The organism is Hymenobacter tenuis, assembly GCF_054780495.1.
Genome location: NZ_BAAGWF010000004.1, coordinates 420,470 through 438,174, shown reverse-complemented (window position 1 = coordinate 438,174; position 17,705 = coordinate 420,470). Strand labels below are relative to the sequence as shown.

Below are 17,705 nucleotides of genomic sequence, written 5' to 3'. Positions count from 1 at the left end.
AGCAATAAAAAACGGCTGGGACTCATAGAGCCCCAGCCGTTTTTTATTGCTAATACAAGCGCGGAATTACATGTGAATCGCGCGGTTCTCGGTGGCGGCGAGGCAGGCTTCCTTCATGGCTTCGGCGTAGGTGGGGTGGGCGTGGCTCATGCGGGCTACGTCCTCGGCGGAGGCGCGGAACTCCATGGCCGTTACGGCTTCAGCAATCAGGTCGGCGATGCGGGGGCCGATCATGTGCACACCCAGGATTTCATCCGTTTCCTTGTCGGCCAGTACTTTCACGAATCCGTCGAGGTCCATGGAGGCGCGGGCGCGGCCCGAGGCACGGAAGGGGAAGTTGCCGGTTTTGTAGGCCTTGCCCTGCTCCTTTAGCTGCTCTTCGGTGTAGCCCACACCGGCCACTTCCGGCCAGGTGTACACTACCCCCGGGATGAGCAGGTAGTTGATGTGCGGCTTCTGGCCTACAATGGTTTCGGCCACGTACACGCCTTCTTCCTCGGCCTTGTGGGCCAGCATTGCCCCGCGAATAACGTCGCCGATGGCGTAGATGCCGGGCACGTTGGTTTGCAGGTGCTCATCAACCTTAATGCGGCCACGCTCTTCCATTTCGATGCCGGCAGCTTCCAGGTTCAGGCCCGCCGTGTAGGGCGAGCGGCCTACAGCAACCAGGCAGTAGTCGCCTTCAAACTTTACTTCCTCGCCTTTCGGGTTGGTAGCGGTTACGGTCACGGCGTCGCCCTCGCGGGTAGCGCCGGTTACTTTGTGGCTCATGAAGAACTCAATCCCGATTTTGCCCAGGATGCGCTTCAGCTCTTTGCCGAGGGCACGGTCCATAGTCGGGATGAGCGAGTCCATGAACTCCACCACCGATACTTTCGCGCCGAGGCGAGCGTACACGGAAGCCATTTCCAGCCCGATTACGCCGCCACCAATCACAATCATGTGCTTGGGCACTTCCCGGATGTTCAGGGCCTCAGTGCTCGTGATGATGCGCTGCTTGTCCTGCTTGATGAAAGGCAGCACGGTGGGCTTAGAGCCGGTAGCAATGATGACGTTCTTGGTCTCAATCTGCTGCTCCTCGCCGCCCGCGGTGGGCGCAATCTTGATGTGGTTTTTATCTACGAACGAACCCACGCCCTTGATGACGTCGATTTTGTTCTTCTTCATCAGGAACTGGATGCCGTCGGTATTGGCCTTCACCACCCCGTTTTTCCGGTCGATGAGCTGGTTCATGTTGATCTGCAGATCGCTCAGCTCAATGCCATGCTCCTTGAAGGTGTGGCCAGCATTGTGGAAGTGCTCCGTCGAGTCGAGGAGAGCTTTGCTGGGGATGCAGCCCACGTTGAGGCAAGTGCCGCCGAGGGTGTTGTACTTCTCAATCAGGGCAGTTTTGAGGCCTAGCTGGGCGCAGCGGATAGCCGCCACATAACCGCCTGGCCCGGAGCCGATGACGGTAACGTCGTATTGGTTCATATTCAGCGAGTGAATTCGGTGGAAATCAACGGGCACGAAGGTACGGACGGCGAAGTTGTGAAGCGTGAAATTGTGAGGCGAACAAGCAGCAACGTAAAAGAACGCCCTGTTGCGCTTGGGGCGCCTCACGCTCGGGGCTGAAGCATTTCGCTTGGCGACGGTTGCAGTAATTAACCGACCTAGTGTTTACAGCAGACCGTTCTGCTGCGCTTGCCGAACCGAAGGTCGTCGTAGACAAGCCTCTCGATTGGCTGACTCTGCCACAGTAACTGTCATGCTGAGCGCCGCCGAAGCATCTCTACCGCTTTATCCTCATTACAGGAGTTAGCCAGAGGTAGAGATGCTTCGGCGGCGCTCAGCATGACGTGCTATCTACTAGGGCAACTTACTCCTGCAGCCTCGGCCAAGCGAGAGGCGTGTCTACGACGACCTTCGGTTCGGCCAGCGCAGCAGGGCTGTTCATTTGCTTCAAGGCGCGGTGTTGGGGCGTCAGTTAGCAGCACCTAGGGCCTTTAGCCGCTTTTGGGCGTTGGTGTTGCCGGGGTTAATCTCCAGGGAGCGGCGGTAGTGCCGGATGGCCGCGGGTGTGTCATGATCGTTTTCGTCGGCTTCAGCGAGGCTATCGAAGAGGTTGGCGTCGTTGGGATAAAGCTCCGTGCCCAGGGCGAAGATGGCCCGGGCAGCAGATGGGTTGCGCGCCTCGCGCAGAAGCTGGTAGCCCCAGGTGTTCAGCGTGCCTTCTGACAACGCAAACGTGGGCTCCTGTTGCTGCATCCGGCGGTAGACTTCCAGGGCTTTACCGAAGCCTTCCTGAGCCAAGGCAGCCGCGAAGCCAGCCTGCGTAGGCATGGGGCCGGAGCGGACGGGCAGATGGTAGAGGCGGGCCATATGGGCCGGCACACCATTCTGCGTGGGCGTGCGGCTCAGAAACTGGCGGCCGGTTGCGGCGCCTTTCAGGTTGGCATTGAGGAACTCCAGAGTGTAGCGGCAAGTCCAGTGGTAGGCAGCTTCTACCTCAGCGCGGGAATACTCGGTAAAGTGCTCCGGCCCAGCTACACGCAGACCGATGGTGGAAAAGTCTATGTGCTCCATCGGGTTCATGACCACGTGGTAGAGGTCCGCGTACTTTGCTTCGTTCAGCAGAATTCCCGTGGTTCCCATCCCTTTGGCGCTGAGTTCGCGCACCGATTCGGAGCGGCGCTGCACGTAGAGCCACGGTACGGTCAGGCGCACGCGGGACACGGGCTTAGCGTCCTCTTGGGCTTTGGTGCCATCAAAGCTGACTATTGCGGCAATGCGCGAGTCTTGCGTGGCCGCCAGCGCATTAGCCAGGCCCCCCCAGCTCCAGCCGGCCGCGGCCACATGGGCCATGTCGGCCTGGGGCAGGGTGTGGGCGTATGACAGCAGGAACTGGATATCACGCGCCTGCGTATCAAGCCCTTCTGCGTCGTAGTTCATGTCCTTGGTGCGCGTGCCCAGGCTGCGGCTGGCCAGCACTACGTAGCCGTGGCTGGCGAGGTACTCGCACAGATCGGCGGCTTCGTGGGCCGTGCCACCGCCGCCAGCAGCATAAATCACCACCGGAAACTTGCCAGCAGCGGCCGGGGCATTCTGCACGGCCCACATGCGCTGATCGAAGAGCTGTTGTGCTTGCTTCGGGCCTACCTGGGCGGCGGCCCACTGCAGCTTGTCAGCCAGGAAGGCTGCAGCTTCCGCATCGGTTCGGTTAAAGTTATCGTCAGTGGCCTCCGTGCGCAGGTAATCGGCGTACCGGATGGGTGCGCCTCCTTTCTGGGCCGGATACCACACCAGCGTTTGCATGGGGCGCGCCAGCTCGCCGGTGGTTGGTTTTCCGGTTACAGCATCGGTACGGCCCTTATAGGCCCGCGCGTAATCGTATTGCTGCACCACACGGAAGCCAACGGTGTGCGGGCCGGCTTTGAGGTCGGCGAAGCCGGAGCCGGCGTGGACAACCTGGGCCGAAAGACCCAGCATAAGCAGGACTAGTAAGCGAATCATGGGAGGGGAGAGGGTGAGACTTGGTGTAAACGTACGGAGGGTGCCCCTATTCCACCAACACCCCGATGTAGTAGTTCTCCGTATCGATTTCCAGGTTCTCTTTGGTAAGGCCAGGCAGGTTGAGGGGCTGAAGAGAGGTAGTAAGCGGCAGGGTGCGGTATTCGCCGCCTTTGGTGCGCACCCGAATGGGCAGGTTAAACTCGTGCACCTCGGCAATCCAGCGGGCCTGAGCACCGGTTTCCGTGAAGCGTACCTCCAGGGTAGGCAGGCCAGCATGGCGCAGGTATTGGTCGAAGATGGGCGCGAGGTTCTGGCCGGTTTGCTGGTTGAAGTACCCTAGTATTTGCTCGGTGGTCACGGTTTGGTGGTAGAAGGTGTGCGAGAGGCCGCGTAGCAGTTCGCGCCACTTGGCATCGTCGGGCACGTAGGCCGTCCGGATGAGGTTGAGCATGTTGCTGCCCTTGTCATACATGTCGGAGGAGCCTTCGCGGTTTACCTCGTAGGGGCCGATAATAGGGCCGTCGTTCTGGATGTTGCGGCGCTGTCCGTGGATGTACTGCTGCCCGGCCTGTTTGCCGAACTGGCTTTCCACGAACAAGGCCTCGGAGTAGCACGTGAAGCTTTCGTGGATCCACATATCGGCAATATCCTTGCTGGTGATATTGTTGCCGAACCATTCGTGTCCGCTTTCGTGAATAATGATGAAGTCCCACTTCAGGCCCCAGCCCGTGGCCGAGCGGTCTTTGCCGAGGTAGCCGTTCAGGTACTTGTTGCCGTAGGCCACGGCGCTTTGGTGCTCCATGCCCAGATGCGGCGTTTCCACCAGCTTGTAGCCATCTTCATAGAACGGGTACGGTCCAAACCACGATTCCATGCTTTTCAGCATAGGCTTCACGTTGGCCGCAAACTGCGTTTTGGCTTTGGCCAGGTTTTCGGGCAGCACCCAGTAATCTAAGGTTAGCTTGCCTTTTTCGCCGGCATATTCGTCGGAGAAATGGGTGTAGTCGCCCACATTCAGGGCCACGTCGTAGTTGTTGATGGGGTTGCTCACAAACCAATCGAAGCGGGTGGCGCCGCCTTTGAGCTTGGTGGTGTTGCGCAGGCGCCCGTTCGAGACATCCTTGAGGCCTTTGGGCACCGTTACGCTGATGAGCATAGAGTCGGGCTCATCGGACTGATGGTCTTTGGTGGGCCACCAGATACTAGCCCCCACGCCCTGGCAAGCCGTGGCCACCCAGGGTTTGCCCTTGCCATCTTGCGTGAACACCAGGCCGCCGTCCCAGGGTGCGTTCTTGGCCTCAGTGGGCTGACCCGAGTAAAACACCGTAAACGCGGACTGGCTGCCTTTCCGGATGGCTTCCGGAAACGCTACAAACACGGCATTGGCTTCCCGCGTGAAGGGCACCGGTTTTCCCAAGTACTCTACCTTGTCCACCTTCAGGTTGGCAAATAAATCAAACTGCAGCTTGCTGAAATCCTGCGTAGCCGTAAACCGAAATTCGTTGGAGCCGCTGATGGCTTTTTTGGCTACGTCCAGCTTTACATCGAGGTGATAGTAGTTGACGTCGTAGCAGGTGCGCAACGGGGTGAGGGCGCCGCGCAGTGAGTCAGCCCGGGTGAAGGCGGGCTTGGGCTGCAGCAACTGGGCCGAGGCCCCAAGCGAGCAGCTTAGCAGGCCGGCCAGAAGAAATGAAACAGATGGACGCACGGAGAGGAGAATAGAGTACAAAGCAAAGAACGGAATTACCATCAAAGCGCTGCTTGTCGATGCGCGCAGGGCTAGGGCTTTTGCTACTGCGTGAGCGGGCCCCACCGCTATGCAGAGCGCACTAGGCTAGTAATCTGGCTCAACCCTGCTCAGCAGCGGCGTTTACGGCTCAGGTACAGAGCACTGTTTGAGCGGCACCTACTCACATTCCGGGAAGAAAGGCCAGATTACTTGCCCAAGCGGCGTAGGTTTGTGGCCTCATTTGCGCTTCCATTCATGTCAACTCCGGCTTCCTCCCCTACCCGCGTTTCTTTATTGCTTGCCTTTGCGGCAGTGTATATTATCTGGGGCTCCACGTACCTGGGCATCCGCTTCGCTATTGATTCTATTCCGCCCTTGCTGATGGCCGGCACCCGCTATGCCTTAGCCGGCGCGCTGCTGTATGGCGTGATGCGGCTGCGCGGCGAGCCGGCCCCCACCTGGCGGGGCTGGGGCACGGCACTCTTTATTGGCACCTGTTTGCTGGGGTTCGGCAACGGCGGCGTAACCCTGGGCGAGCAGTACATCCCGACGGGGCTAGCGGCGCTGCTGGTGGCCACGGTGCCTATGTTTCTAGCCATACTGGGCTGGTGGAGCGGGGTGGCGCAGCGCCCCACGCTGTGGGTAACCTTGGGCCTGGTTTCGGGGCTAGTGGGCGTGTACCTGCTGGCCCGCACGCCGGGCGCCAGCCACGTGGCGTTGCCCGGCCACGAGGGGCTAGGCGTAGGAATGGTTCTGACGGCGGCTATGGTATGGGCGGTAGGCTCATTGTACTCCAAGCGTCATCAGCCGGCCCCGTCGCCGTTCCTTTCTGGTGGCATGCAGATGCTGTGCGGCGGCCTTGTGATGCTGGTGGTGGGCCTGTTGAAAGGCGAGTCTGATGGGTTCGAGCTGGCCCAAGTCACCACGAAATCGTGGATAGCCTATGTGTACCTGGTTACGTTCGGGAGCATTGTGGCCTTCACGGCGTACATCTGGCTGCTGCGAGCCGTGGAGCCGGCGCTGGCGGGTACGTATGCCTTCGTTAATCCGGTGGTGGCAGTGCTGCTGGGCTGGGCTTTTGCCGGCGAAAGTTTGAACGCAGGCATGCTAGGTGGTGCGGCCCTTATTGTAACGGCCGTGGCGCTGGTGGTGCTGGGCGGACGCAAGAAGTCTACCACCGAAGCTCCCGACGGCGCGTAGCCATACAGCACCGGCCGGTTTACTAGCCCCCGCGCCGGCCCAAACCGCCCGAACTATACCAAGGCCGCCAGAACCCCGTAGCATCGTTATCTTTCCGGAGAGCCCTAGTCGGGTTCGGCACCTTTCCCTTATGCGCAACCCCTTTCTTTCGGCCAGTCTGCTCACGCTCGGCCTGCTTGGTTCCTGCCAGATGCAAAAAGCCTCTACTTCTACTACCCCTGCAGCCGCGCCAAACCTCGCGGCTACGCCCGTGTGGCAGTCGGCGGCCTACACCGTATTCCGCGACTCGTTGGTGCAGGGCCGAAATGTGGCCCGCGCCCTCACGCGCACAGAGCTGACCTCCAACTACCACAGCCCGGCCAACGAGTTTCAGAGCCCGCAGGTAAGCTTCAAGTTCAGCCTCAACGGCAAAGACAACGAAATGCAGCCCGGCCAAGACCACGTGTTTATGGCCGTACCCCAAGCCAATGGTGGAGCACTCGAAACGCCGGTTATTGTCTTCGGGCAGCAGTACGTGGATAAACGGCCGGTTTCGGCCAACACCTACCTGGCACCCAACACGCCGCTTAAAATTCGGTTGGATATGCGCCCGGTGCTGGCGGCTTTCCAGCAGCAGGGCTTCTACCAGCTCTATAATGGGCAGAAGCTGTACAAGGATGACTTTAAACACGTATTTGTGGCCGGCAACACTGCGCCGCTGAGTTGGGACTTTGATAATCTGATCAATAAGCCCCAGCTCGAGCTGAAGGACCCCGACGGCAACGGCATCTATGAGGCAACGCTGGTGCTGAACTCGCACTCCGATGCCAAAACCACTGCCAGCAGCTGGAAGCAGAGCCTCGATGTGTCGGGCTTCCCGCAGATGACGTCTGACTACCCGCTGCTGGACGCCCTGTACAATCTAGCGCTGGAAGAGGCTAAGCGCGCCGTGGAGCCCGACGGCACCTTCCGCACGGGCCAGGAGTGGGCCGGCGTCTGGACGCGCGACATTAGCTACAGCATTATTCTCTCGCAGGCACTGCTGCAGCCCGAGGTAGCCAAAACCAGCTTGTTGCGCAAAGTCACGCCCGATGGCCGCATCATTCAGGACACTGGCACGGGCGGCGCCTACCCCGTCTCTACCGACCGTGTTATCTGGGCCACGGCCGCCTGGGAAATTTACAAAGCTACCGGCGATGAGGCGTGGCTGCGCAAGGTGTACCCCATCATCAAAAAGACCGTTGACGACGACCAGCAAAACGCCTATGATGCCACAACAGGCCTAGTGCGCGGCGAGTCGTCGTTTCTGGACTGGCGCGAGCAAACTTACCCGAAGTGGATGCAGCCCGTGGATATCTTCCAGAGCGAGAACCTGGGCACTAATGCGGCGCACTTTCAGGCCAACCACGTACTGGCCCTGATGGCCGATAAGCTAGGAGAATCTGCCGTAGCAGCTCAGCATCGGACTGCCGCCGCCCGCATCAAAGCAGGCATCAATGAGCATCTTTGGCAGGAAGAAAAAGGCTATTATGGCCAGTTCCTGTACGGGCGCAATGCCCTGAGCCTGTCGCCGAAAGCCGAAGCCTTGGGCGAAGCCCTGACGGTGCTGTTTGAGGTAGCCGATGCGCCGCGGGCCACCCGGGTAGTAACCAGTACCCCCGTGATGCCCTTCGGTGTTCCGTGCATTTATCCCCAGATTTCGGGCATCCCGCCGTACCACAATAACGCCGTGTGGCCCTTCGTGCAGAGCTACTGGGGCTTAGCCGCCGCCAAAGTGGGCAACGAAACCGCCTTCCTAGAAAGCCTGATGGCCGTGGCTCGGCCCGCCGCGCTGTTTCTGACCAACAAGGAGAACTTTGTGGCTAGCAACGGCGACTTTGCGGGCACCCAGGTAAACAGCAGCGTGATGCTTTGGAGTCTTTCCGGCTCGTTGGGGCTAGTGTACAAAGGCTTGTTTGGCATGGACTTCCAGGCCGACCAACTCACGTTCCGTCCCTTCGTGCCGCAGGCTTTGCAGGGCACACGCAAGCTCACCGGTTTCAAATACCGCAGTGCCGTGCTGCATGTGGAGATGACGGGCTTTGGGCGCACCATTCGCAGCATCACGATGGACGGCCAGCCCCTGCCCGATGCGACCATACCCGCAACCCTCACCGGCTCGCATACCATCCAAATCGAGCTGGCCAACGAAGCTCCCGCCGCCTCTACCCAAAATAAAGTAGACCATCACGTGGCCCTGCCCACGCCCGCCGTACGTTATGCCAACGGCCAGCTCACCTGGGCGCCCGTGGAAGGAGCCACAGCCTACCAGGTGCTACGCAACGGCCAGTTTGCGGCCCGCACCACCGAAACCAGCGTTGCCGCTCCCGCTCGCCCTGGCATGTATACCGAGTACCAGGTGGTAGCCGTGGATGCCGCCGGCTTCGAGAGTTTTGCTAGTGAGCCGCTGGCCGTAGGGGCTGATAAGCTGCGCACGGTAGTAGAGCTGGAAACGGCCGCAGCCAAATCAACTAAGCCGTACAAAGGTTACCTGGGTAAGGGCTTTGTGGAAATTAGCACGACGCAGAACCGCACCCTCACGGTGCGCGTGCCGGTGCCCGCTACCGGCTTGTATGCGGTTGATTTCCGCTACGCCAACGGCAATGGCCCCATCAATACCAGTAACAAGTGCGCCTTCCGGGCGTTGCGCTACAACAACACGCCCATAGGCACCGCGGTACTGCCCCAGCGCGGTGTAGAGGAGTGGTCGGATTGGGGCTACTCCAACCCCATATTGGTTACGCTACAAAAGGGCACCGCTACGCTCTCTCTCACTTTTGACCTGGCTAATGAAAATATGAACGGGGAGGTGAACCAGGCCATGCTCGACCAACTCCGCCTGACGCGTATAAAGTAGAAAAGCAGAACGCTCCGGCTCACGTAAGTCGGAGCGTTTTGCTTGGGGCATGTTTCTGATCGTAACTCTGTTATCTACTAGGGTACCTAAGAGGCCAAACCTACTACTGGTTGGTAGTACGCCTGCTAGTACTAGGTAGCCAAACGGCCTAAACCTCTTCACCCAGTATTTTTGCTGCCGCTTCTCCTTCACCGTATTTCTTCTTTGGCTATGGCTGATTCTGCTATTTCTCTGCCCGATATTTCCACGGAGGCCGACATCCGCCTTTTGGTAGATTCCTTTTACAGCCGGGTACAGCAAGACGAGTTGCTAGGCCCCATTTTCGAAGCAGTGGTGCAGGGCCACTGGCCGCGCCACCTGGCTACCATGTACGATTTCTGGAGTGGACTGCTGCTTGGCACAGGCCGCTACCGGGGCCGTCCGTTTCCCAAACATCTGGCTTTGCCAGTAGATAGCCAGCATTTCCGGCGCTGGCTGACTCTGTTTGTGGAGAATGTAGATGCGCATTTCAGTGGCCCCGTTGCTGATGAAGCCATTCATAAGGCGGGCAATATTGCCACCGTTTTTGAGTACCGAATCAGGCAGGCCCGCGACCCGCTGCACATCCTATAAGTTTTTCACAAAGAGATAATTATAAATTATTTTAGATACTATTGGGCCACAATTAGGAAGACCGCATAAGAATATGCGAAAATATTTCTTCATAACTGGCGAATATTCTGCAACCTGCGTAAATTCGCTACGTATCCACTCGTCCTACCCCTCTTCAGTATGGCTATAACTCCGACTCTTCCTGATCTGCGCACCGAAGGTGACATCAAGACGCTGGTGGATACCGCGTTCAGCAAAGCAAACGAAGATGAGCTGCTGGCTCCGCTGTGCAGCGCCGTAGCGCGCGTACACTGGCCCCGCCACCTCACCTCGCTTTACGATTACTGGAGCACGGCCCTGCTAGGCACCACCCGCTACAAAGAGGGCGAGATGGTACCGTTGCATTCGGCCATGCCCGCGCAAGGCCCCCTGTTTCAGCGCTGGGTTTCGTTGCTGAAACGCACCGTTGACGAAAAATTTGCTGGCACCAAGGCGGAAGAAGCCAAGACCAAAGTGGCTAGTATGGCCTCTGTGTCGCGGGGTGCCTAACCTCTCGTTTTTTAATTCCCACCCCCAATACCCGCCCCTTCCTCACCCCATCCACCCACCCGAAAAAAGCCCCATGGTTTATTCCATGGGGCTTTTTTGTGCTTACTGCCGAGGAAGCTGTACAAACTGATGTACCCAGTTCTAAAGAAAAAGCCACGCCTCAGAGCAGAGACGCGGCTTTTTATATTCTAGACTCACAGTTGGTTACACACCTAGAAGCAGACGCGTTGGGTCTTCGAGGAGCTCTTTCACGCGCACTAGGAACGACACCGACTCGCGGCCGTCGATAATGCGGTGGTCGTAGCTGAGGGCCAGGTACATCATTGGGCGAATCACTACCTGCCCGTTCTCGGCAATCGGGCGCTGCACGATGTTGTGCATACCCAAAATGGCCGATTGCGGTGCGTTGATGATGGGGGTGCTCATCATAGAGCCGAACACACCACCGTTGGTAATGGTGAACGTACCGCCGGTCATTTGCTCAATAGTGAGTTTATTGTCGCGGGCCAGAGTAGCGAGGCGCACGATTTCCTTCTCAATGCCATCAAACGACAGCTCTTCGGCGTTCCGGATTACGGGCACTACCAGCCCTTTTGGGGCTGATACCGCAATGCTGATGTCGCAGAAGTCGTTGTACAGGATGTCGGTGCCATCAATCTGGGCATTCACGGCCGGCCACTCTTTCAGGGCCACGCACACGGCCTTGGTGAAGAACGACATGAAGCCGAGGCCCACGCTGTGCTTCTCCTTGAACTTGTCTTTGAATTTGTTGCGCAGGTCCATGATGGGCTGCATGTTCACCTCATTGAAGGTGGTGAGCATGGCCGTCTCGTTCTTCACCGATACCAAACGACGGGCTACGGTTTTGCGCAGGTTGCTCATCCGCTCGCGGCGTACGTTGCGGTTACCACTAGCTGCCGGAGCGGCCTGAACTGCCGCCGGAGCCTTAGCAGGAGCAGCAGGGGTAGCGGCCGGAGCAGGAGCAGCCGGACGAGCTTGAGCGTTCTGGGCGTCTTCCTTGGTGATGCGACCATCTCGGCCCGAGCCTTGTACATCGGCAGGGTTGATACCTTTTTCACCGAGGATTTTACCAGCCGCGGGCGAAGGCGTGCCGGCAGCGTAGCTTGTAGCGCTGGAAGATATGGGAGCCGCCGCTGAAGCAGCCTGGCTAGCTGCCGGAGCAGCGGCCGGAGCCGAAGTCGGAGCTGTAGCGCCGCTACCCCCCTCAATGCGGGCAATGGTTGCCCCGATACCAATGGTTTCACCTTCCTTGGCGGCGTGGCGCAAGGTGCCGCTACCTTCAGCAGGCAGCTCAAACGTAGCCTTATCCGATTCCAGCTCGGCAATAATTTCGTCGCGCTGTACTTGGGCGCCGTCTTCTTTCAGCCACTTGGCTACGGTTACTTCCGTAATGGACTCCCCTACTGCCGGAATCTTCATCTCCACTGTGGCACCACCGCCACCATTGCTAGCTGGAGCAGCTGCCGGAGCGGTAGCCGTTGGCGTATCAGCCGAGCCGGCCTGCGACCCACCATAACCGCTTTGGTTGCTGGCTTGTGGGTTTTGCTCGCCCTGGGTTACTGGATCGGCGCTGGTAGCTGCCGAAGTGCTAGCAGCCGGAGCTGCCGCAGGGGCCGAAGCCGCCGGCGCACTAGCTACGCCATCACCGCTGATGTCAGCAATGGTAGTCCCGATGCCAATGGTTTCGCCCTCGGCTACCCGGATTTTCAGCACACCATCGGCTTCGGCGGGCAGCTCAAACGTAGCCTTATCCGACTCTAGCTCGGCAATGATTTCGTCGCGCTTTACGGTGTCGCCATCGGCTTTCAGCCATTTGGCAATGGTAACTTCGGTGATAGACTCGCCAACGGCGGGGATTTTAATTTCCAGACCCATAGGTGGGAGAATTGAAGGGTTTCGGTGGGGTTGTAGCGCAAGCTAAGCAGCTTACACTCCTGAACGACTTATTGGGAGGGACTTTGCAGCACCCGAGTGCCTAGTACCCGTACGGTACGGAAGCAGTCGGGCGCTGTGCTTAGTCCTGCTTCTTAGCAATTTCGGCAGTGGCTTCAATGTTGTTGTCGGCCACAGCCTCCATGGGCTTATCGAAGGCGCGGGCTACTAGGTCTTTCTGCTCTTTCACGTGCACCTTGTTGTAGCCGGTAGCCGGCGACGCCGAAGGCTTGCGCGAAATCACATCTTCTAGCTCGCGGCGCATAAAGCGCAGCAGGTAGTTCCAGTAGCCCATGTTCTCGGGCTCCTCTTGTACCCAGTACACTTTTGCCTTTGGATACTTGGCCAGTTCCACATCCAGTTGCTTCTTGGGGAAGGGGTGCAGCTGCTCCAGACGCACAATCGCCACGTCCCTGCGGCCCGACTTCTGCTGCTCTTCCAGCAAATCAAAGTACACTTTGCCCGAGCACAAAAGCACGCGCTTCACCTTTTTGTCTTCGGCGTACACGTCGCCGAGTACTTCGCGGAAGGTACCGGAGGTAAACTCTTCTACCGGCGATACGCACAGCGGGTGGCGCAGCATCGATTTGGGCGACATCACCACCAACGGCTTACGGAACTCCCAGGTCAGCTGGCGGCGCAGGGCATGGAAAAAGTTGGCCGGCGTGGTCATGTTGGCCACGATGATGTTGTTCTCAGCGGCTAGCTGCAGGAACCGCTCGGGGCGCGCATTGGAATGCTCGGGGCCCTGGCCTTCGTAACCGTGAGGCAACAGCATCACGAGGCCGTTCATGCGCTGCCACTTGCTCTCCGACGACACAATGAACTGGTCAATCATGGTCTGAGCGCCGTTGGCGAAGTCGCCGAACTGCCCTTCCCAGATAACCAGCGCCGTGGGGTTGGCCATGGCATAGCCGAATTCGAAGCCTAGCACACCGTACTCACTTAGCAGCGAGTTGTAGATGCGCAACTGTTCCTGGCCTTCGCCGATGTAATTCAGCGAGTTGTACGGTGCCGACGTTTCGGCGTCGTGCAGTACGGCGTGGCGGTGTGAGAACGTGCCGCGCTGCACATCCTGGCCGCTTAGGCGCACAATGTGGTTTTCAGCCAGCAACGAGCCATAGGCGAGCAGCTCACCCGCCGCCCAGTTCAGAGTCCGCGACTCGAAGAACATCTTCTTGCGTTCCTCCATCAGCTTTTCAATCTGCTTCAGGGGGCGGAAACCTTCGGGTAGCGTCGTGAGAGCTTTGCCAACTTTCTGCACCAGCTCCTCGCTGATACCCGTTTCCGGCGACTGCTCAAAGTCCTCAGGCTTGCTGCGGCGCAGGCTGCGCCACTCGTTTTCGAGGGCTTGGTAGTTATAAGGAAGCGGCTTCTGCTTTACTAGGTCCAGCCGGGCCTGCAAGGTGTCGCGGAATTCCTTGTCCATCTGAGCTGCCAGTTGCGCGTCTACATCGCCGCGCTGCACCAGCATGGCGTTGTATACTTCGCGGGGGTTCTGGTGCTTGCTGATGAGGTTGTAAAGCGTAGGCTGCGTGAACTTCGGTTCATCCGACTCGTTGTGACCGTGGCGGCGGTAGCACACCATATCAATAAAGATATCGGCCTGGAACTGCTGGCGGTACTCGGTGGCCAGCTGCACCGCAAATACCACGGCTTCGGGGTCGTCGCCGTTTACGTGCAGCACCGGCGCATCGATAATCTTCGCTAGGTCAGTGCTGTAGATAGACGAGCGGGCGTCTTCAAAGTCCGTCGTGAAGCCTACCTGGTTGTTGATAACAAAGTGGATGGTACCGCCCGTCTTGTAGCCTTCCAGCTGCGACATCTGCGTTACCTCGTAGCCAATGCCCTGACCCGCTACGGCAGCATCGCCATGAATCAGGATGGGCAACACCTTATTGTAGTCATTGTTGTAGCCATGGTCGAGCTTGGCGCGCACAAAGCCCTCTACTACCGGGTTCACCGCTTCCAGGTGGCTAGGGTTGGGGGCCAGTTTCAGGTTTACGCTGCGGCTGCCGGCATCTACCTGGCTGCTGTAGCCCATGTGGTACTTCACGTCGCCGTCGCCCATGGTCAGGTCCGGTACGGCAGTGCCCTCGAATTCCGAGAAGATCTGCTCGTAGGTTTTGCCCATGATGTTGGCTAGCACGTTCAGGCGGCCGCGGTGGGCCATGCCAATCATCACTTCCTCCACGCCCAACTCAGCACCTTTCCGAATGATGGCGTCGAGGGCAGGAATAGTAGTTTCGCCGCCTTCCAGCGAGAAGCGCTTCTGACCCAAAAATTTGGTGTGCAGGAAGTTCTCGAATACAACGGCTTCGTTGAGCTTGCTCAGGATGCGTTTCTTGTATTCCACGCCAGGGTTAAAGCTCAGCGAGTCCTTTTCAACTTTCTCGCGGAACCAGTCGAGTACCTGTGGGTCGCGGATGTACATATACTCGAAGCCAATGCTGCGGGTGTATATTTTATCCAGCGCGGCCACAATGTCGCGGAGCTTGGCGTTGGTGCCCAGCCCAATTACTTCGCCGTTTTTAAAAGTAGTATCGAGGTCAGCCTCACTCAGGCCGAAATCAGACAAGCTAAGACGGGCCTTGCGGTCTTTGCGCTCCCGCACCGGGTTAGTGCGGGCTACTAAGTGACCACGGCTGCGGTAGGCATGAATCAGGTTACGTACCTGCGTTTCCTTATCGGCCGAAACTGCGTCAACAGCCCGAATGCTTCCGGCGTTGTTGGTGCTAGCCGAGGTAGTAAGCACGCCTTCGCCATCAGCCTGCGCACCACCGTTTTCGGAGTACTGCTGAGCAAAGTCGAAGCCCTCAAAGAATTTCTGCCAGCTTACGTCAACCGATTGCGCATCGGCTTTATAGGACTGGTACAGTTGATCAATATATTCGCCGTGGGCATTGGCGATGTAGGAGTAAGCATCCATGCGGTGGGAGCTGATGGTTCGGGGGTAAAGGTAAATAGCAGAATTAGAAAGCAGAAACTGATATTCGCATGTTCAAATAAACCTATAAATCAAGTATATAATTTCTTTAGGTGTAGCGTTAGATCTAACAACTTTCAATCTATCAAATAAAAAGAAAAGCCGCCTCTGCTACCAGAAGCGGCCTTCCTGAATAGTTACCCTCTACTGAGGGGTAGCCATCTTGAAAATGTAGTAAGGCTGGTCTTGCTTGCCTACTCCTTTGTTCCAAGTAGGGGTTTTGTGAATGGCTGAGGTGGTAACATAAAGAGTTTTACCATCGCCGGAAAACGCAAACGTATCGGGCCATTCGAGGCGAGGATCCTGCACCACAGTTTCTATCTTGCCATCGGGAGTACGGCGCTTGATGGAGTGGTCTTCGAATGCCGTCAGGTACAGATTGTTTTTTGCATCGATTTCCATTCCATCGGAGGCAGGTACTTTGCCTAGGTCTTCAATCTGTTGAGCCAGCTGGGCATCTGATAAAGCCGGGTTACGCAGGGCTTCCGTTTTAATTCGGAATAGCGTGTAACTCGTTAGGGGTTTCCAGTAGAGGTACTGCATGTCCTGGCTCAGGGCAATGCCATCCGCATTAAAGCGGGCCCGCTTTCCACTAGCATCAATCAGTTCCTTGCCATCTGCCTTGATGTTGAGAGTCGTATCGCCCATCATGGATGGGTGCGTAGCCAACAGCTTCCGCGACTTGCCAGATTTTAAATCGACCACCACTAAGCTTCCTACCCCCGATTCAGTGATGTAGGCATAGTTATTCTGGGTATCGATGCGCACATCGTTGAGGTAAGATTTGCGGGAGGCAACGTTTTCGGGGATGCTGATGTTCTGCACAACCTGGTTGGTCTTGGGGTCAATCTTGACCAGCTTGGGCCCACCGGGTACTGTGCCTTTAATACCCGGAGAGGCGGGGTCAAGCACCCACAGCATGCCGGTTTTGTCGGCATGTACACTCTGGGGGCAGATCCAGTGTTTCTGGGGCTCGTTCTTAACCGTTTCGTTCCAGGCACACCAGTTGGCATCAGGGTAAGGCTTAACCGAACCGTCGGCCCCAACTTCTGCTACTGGCGCTACTGGGTTATTGTCCCAGCGCGGAAAATCCGCAAACACGCGACCATCAGGCAGCACGGCTACTCCCACCATTTGCGGCTCCCGGAACTGAGCTACCACCTGTAAGGGTGAGTTGGCAGGTGCCACTGGGGTAGTAGCGGTGGAGTCGGTGGCAGTGGAGGTGGCTCCATCAGTGGAAGGAGCAGGTGAGGAGCACGCGGCTAGCAATGAAATGGCTAGCAACCCCAGCCTACGTCCGGTGGCTTGGTAGCCTGAAACAGCAGAATATAGCATGAATAGAGAAGTAGGAAAGAGAAAGTGTGAGGCCGCTCAAGTAAGAAGGCTGAGCTCGTTAGTTCCATACGAACTCTCTCCCGGGAGGTTCCTATACCTAGTATAACCTTCTGCTAGTAGCCCGCGTAAGGGGCCGGACTATATCAGGTTTTAGCTATGCGTAAATACTAATTTCATTAGCACAGGTCGAAAATCCATTTAAAAAAAAGTGTGTACCTTTGACCCCTTCAAAAGCACATCATTTTGTAAGTACAACTAATTATAATAATTATCTATATTTAGCTCCACTTTTATCCTTAAACTTGTCTGTTTTCGGCCTAAACGCCGCTTACTATACTCACTGGGGCGTTTTTTCTGTGCTAACGCAGATGGCGCTCTTCCCATAGCCGAGTCGGGCCGGCTGTCCATCCTCTCCGGACCAGATTGCGAGAGTTCACGAACCCCTAAGCCATGTCCATTGCGCTATTCCTACTGACGTTCCTCTTCCCTCCCCGTACCCTTTCTGCTTCTGCTCTGGCCCTGCCCTCTACCGTGGCGAGCCTAAGCCCCCGTCCGGTTGGCGTAGCCATACCGGTGATGCCCCTAAAAAAGGCGCCCCTGACTTTGTCGTACCGCGTGACGGCAACTACTTACTGGCCCGAAGTGGGTCAGACGGATGACAACCCGATGGAAACCGCCGACGGCTCCATCATTCCAAAGCGCCATTCCAGCAAAACCCGCTGGCTTGCCGTTTCCCGCGACCTACTTGACAAGTGGGGCGGACCCTTCAAGTACGGCGAAAAAGTGCGCGTACACGGTATTTCCGACGACCTCGACGGCGTCTATATTATTCACGACACCATGAACCGCCGCCACCGCCACTGCGTGGATGTGCTGGTGAACGAGCGTGAATGCAAAAAAGGCTTAGAAGGCCGTTGGCCTAATATCCGGCTTAGCAAGCTCGGGCCGGAGCCTACTTGGCAAGCCAGTTAAACTTAGCGTAACCTTCTCTCTAT

Annotated in this window: 11 protein-coding genes; 5 read left to right on the top strand and 6 right to left on the bottom strand. The window is 57.6% G+C overall.

The genetic code is table 11. The features are described 5' to 3' along the window. Nucleotides 1-66: 66 nt before the first annotated feature. The 3 genes from lpdA to ACYVGU_RS15310 form a co-directional block, all read right to left on the bottom strand. Nucleotides 67-1,473: a dihydrolipoyl dehydrogenase family protein gene (gene lpdA / locus ACYVGU_RS15320; protein ID WP_460622768.1), complete on the bottom strand. Its 1,407-nt coding sequence runs from the start codon at nt 1,471-1,473 to the stop codon at nt 67-69. 489 nt (nt 1,474-1,962) lie between these two features. Further along, on the bottom strand, nt 1,963-3,492 hold the full coding sequence (locus ACYVGU_RS15315) for a dienelactone hydrolase family protein (protein ID WP_460622767.1): 1,530 nt from the start codon (nt 3,490-3,492) through the stop codon (nt 1,963-1,965). A 46-nt stretch (nt 3,493-3,538) separates the two neighbouring features. After that, nucleotides 3,539-5,200 (bottom strand): M1 family metallopeptidase, encoded by a 1,662-nt coding sequence (locus ACYVGU_RS15310; protein WP_460622766.1) that lies wholly within the window; start codon nt 5,198-5,200, stop codon nt 3,539-3,541. Between the two features lie 276 nt (nt 5,201-5,476). Between ACYVGU_RS15310 and yedA the strand changes: the two genes are divergently transcribed. From yedA to ACYVGU_RS15290, 4 genes are all read left to right on the top strand, one after another. Beyond that, nucleotides 5,477-6,421 carry a drug/metabolite exporter YedA gene (gene yedA, locus ACYVGU_RS15305; protein ID WP_460622765.1) on the top strand — a complete coding sequence of 315 codons (945 nt, stop codon included), beginning with the start codon at nt 5,477-5,479 and terminating at the stop codon, nt 6,419-6,421. 130 nt (nt 6,422-6,551) lie between these two features. Continuing rightward, nucleotides 6,552-9,296 carry an alpha-L-rhamnosidase-related protein gene (locus tag ACYVGU_RS15300; protein WP_460622764.1) on the top strand — a complete coding sequence of 915 codons (2,745 nt, stop codon included), beginning with the start codon at nt 6,552-6,554 and terminating at the stop codon, nt 9,294-9,296. 210 nt (nt 9,297-9,506) lie between these two features. After that, nucleotides 9,507-9,908: a group III truncated hemoglobin gene (locus ACYVGU_RS15295; RefSeq protein ID WP_460613506.1), complete on the top strand. Its 402-nt coding sequence runs from the start codon at nt 9,507-9,509 to the stop codon at nt 9,906-9,908. Nucleotides 9,909-10,067: 159 nt separating this feature from the next. Continuing rightward, nucleotides 10,068-10,436, top strand: coding sequence for a group III truncated hemoglobin (locus ACYVGU_RS15290; RefSeq protein WP_460613504.1), 369 nt, complete (start codon nt 10,068-10,070; stop codon nt 10,434-10,436). Between the two features lie 204 nt (nt 10,437-10,640). Here the strand turns inward: ACYVGU_RS15290 and odhB are convergent, their stop codons facing one another. From odhB to ACYVGU_RS15275, 3 genes are all read right to left on the bottom strand, one after another. Further along, nucleotides 10,641-12,332, bottom strand: a complete 1,692-nt coding sequence (odhB, locus tag ACYVGU_RS15285) for a 2-oxoglutarate dehydrogenase complex dihydrolipoyllysine-residue succinyltransferase (RefSeq protein ID WP_460622763.1) — start codon at nt 12,330-12,332, stop codon at nt 10,641-10,643. A gap of 139 nt (nt 12,333-12,471) precedes the next feature. Then, a complete protein-coding gene (locus tag ACYVGU_RS15280; RefSeq protein ID WP_460613501.1) occupies nt 12,472-15,318 on the bottom strand; it encodes a 2-oxoglutarate dehydrogenase family protein in 2,847 nt (948 codons plus the stop codon). Nucleotides 15,319-15,519: 201 nt separating this feature from the next. Next, nucleotides 15,520-16,710, bottom strand: coding sequence for an SMP-30/gluconolactonase/LRE family protein (locus ACYVGU_RS15275; protein ID WP_460622762.1), 1,191 nt, complete (start codon nt 16,708-16,710; stop codon nt 15,520-15,522). Nucleotides 16,711-17,160: 450 nt separating this feature from the next. Between ACYVGU_RS15275 and ACYVGU_RS15270 the strand changes: the two genes are divergently transcribed. Continuing rightward, nucleotides 17,161-17,682, top strand: a complete 522-nt coding sequence (locus ACYVGU_RS15270; RefSeq protein ID WP_460613498.1) for an RlpA-like double-psi beta-barrel domain-containing protein — start codon at nt 17,161-17,163, stop codon at nt 17,680-17,682. The last annotated feature ends 23 nt before the right edge of the window (nt 17,683-17,705 follow it).

Excerpts from the sequence above, each read along its gene's own strand:
- yedA (WP_460622765.1), top strand. The coding sequence starts at position 5,477 with ATGTCAACTCCGGCTTCCTCCCCTACCCGCGTTTCTTTATTGCTTGCC.
- odhB (WP_460622763.1), bottom strand. The coding sequence starts at position 12,332 with ATGGGTCTGGAAATTAAAATCCCCGCCGTTGGCGAGTCTATCACCGAA.
- ACYVGU_RS15290 (WP_460613504.1), top strand. The coding sequence starts at position 10,068 with ATGGCTATAACTCCGACTCTTCCTGATCTGCGCACCGAAGGTGACATC.
- ACYVGU_RS15315 (WP_460622767.1), bottom strand. The coding sequence starts at position 3,492 with ATGATTCGCTTACTAGTCCTGCTTATGCTGGGTCTTTCGGCCCAGGTT.
- ACYVGU_RS15275 (WP_460622762.1), bottom strand. The coding sequence starts at position 16,710 with ATGCTATATTCTGCTGTTTCAGGCTACCAAGCCACCGGACGTAGGCTG.
- ACYVGU_RS15280 (WP_460613501.1), bottom strand. The coding sequence starts at position 15,318 with ATGGATGCTTACTCCTACATCGCCAATGCCCACGGCGAATATATTGAT.
- ACYVGU_RS15295 (WP_460613506.1), top strand. The coding sequence starts at position 9,507 with ATGGCTGATTCTGCTATTTCTCTGCCCGATATTTCCACGGAGGCCGAC.
- lpdA (WP_460622768.1), bottom strand. The coding sequence starts at position 1,473 with ATGAACCAATACGACGTTACCGTCATCGGCTCCGGGCCAGGCGGTTAT.
- ACYVGU_RS15270 (WP_460613498.1), top strand. The coding sequence starts at position 17,161 with ATGTCCATTGCGCTATTCCTACTGACGTTCCTCTTCCCTCCCCGTACC.
- ACYVGU_RS15300 (WP_460622764.1), top strand. The coding sequence starts at position 6,552 with ATGCGCAACCCCTTTCTTTCGGCCAGTCTGCTCACGCTCGGCCTGCTT.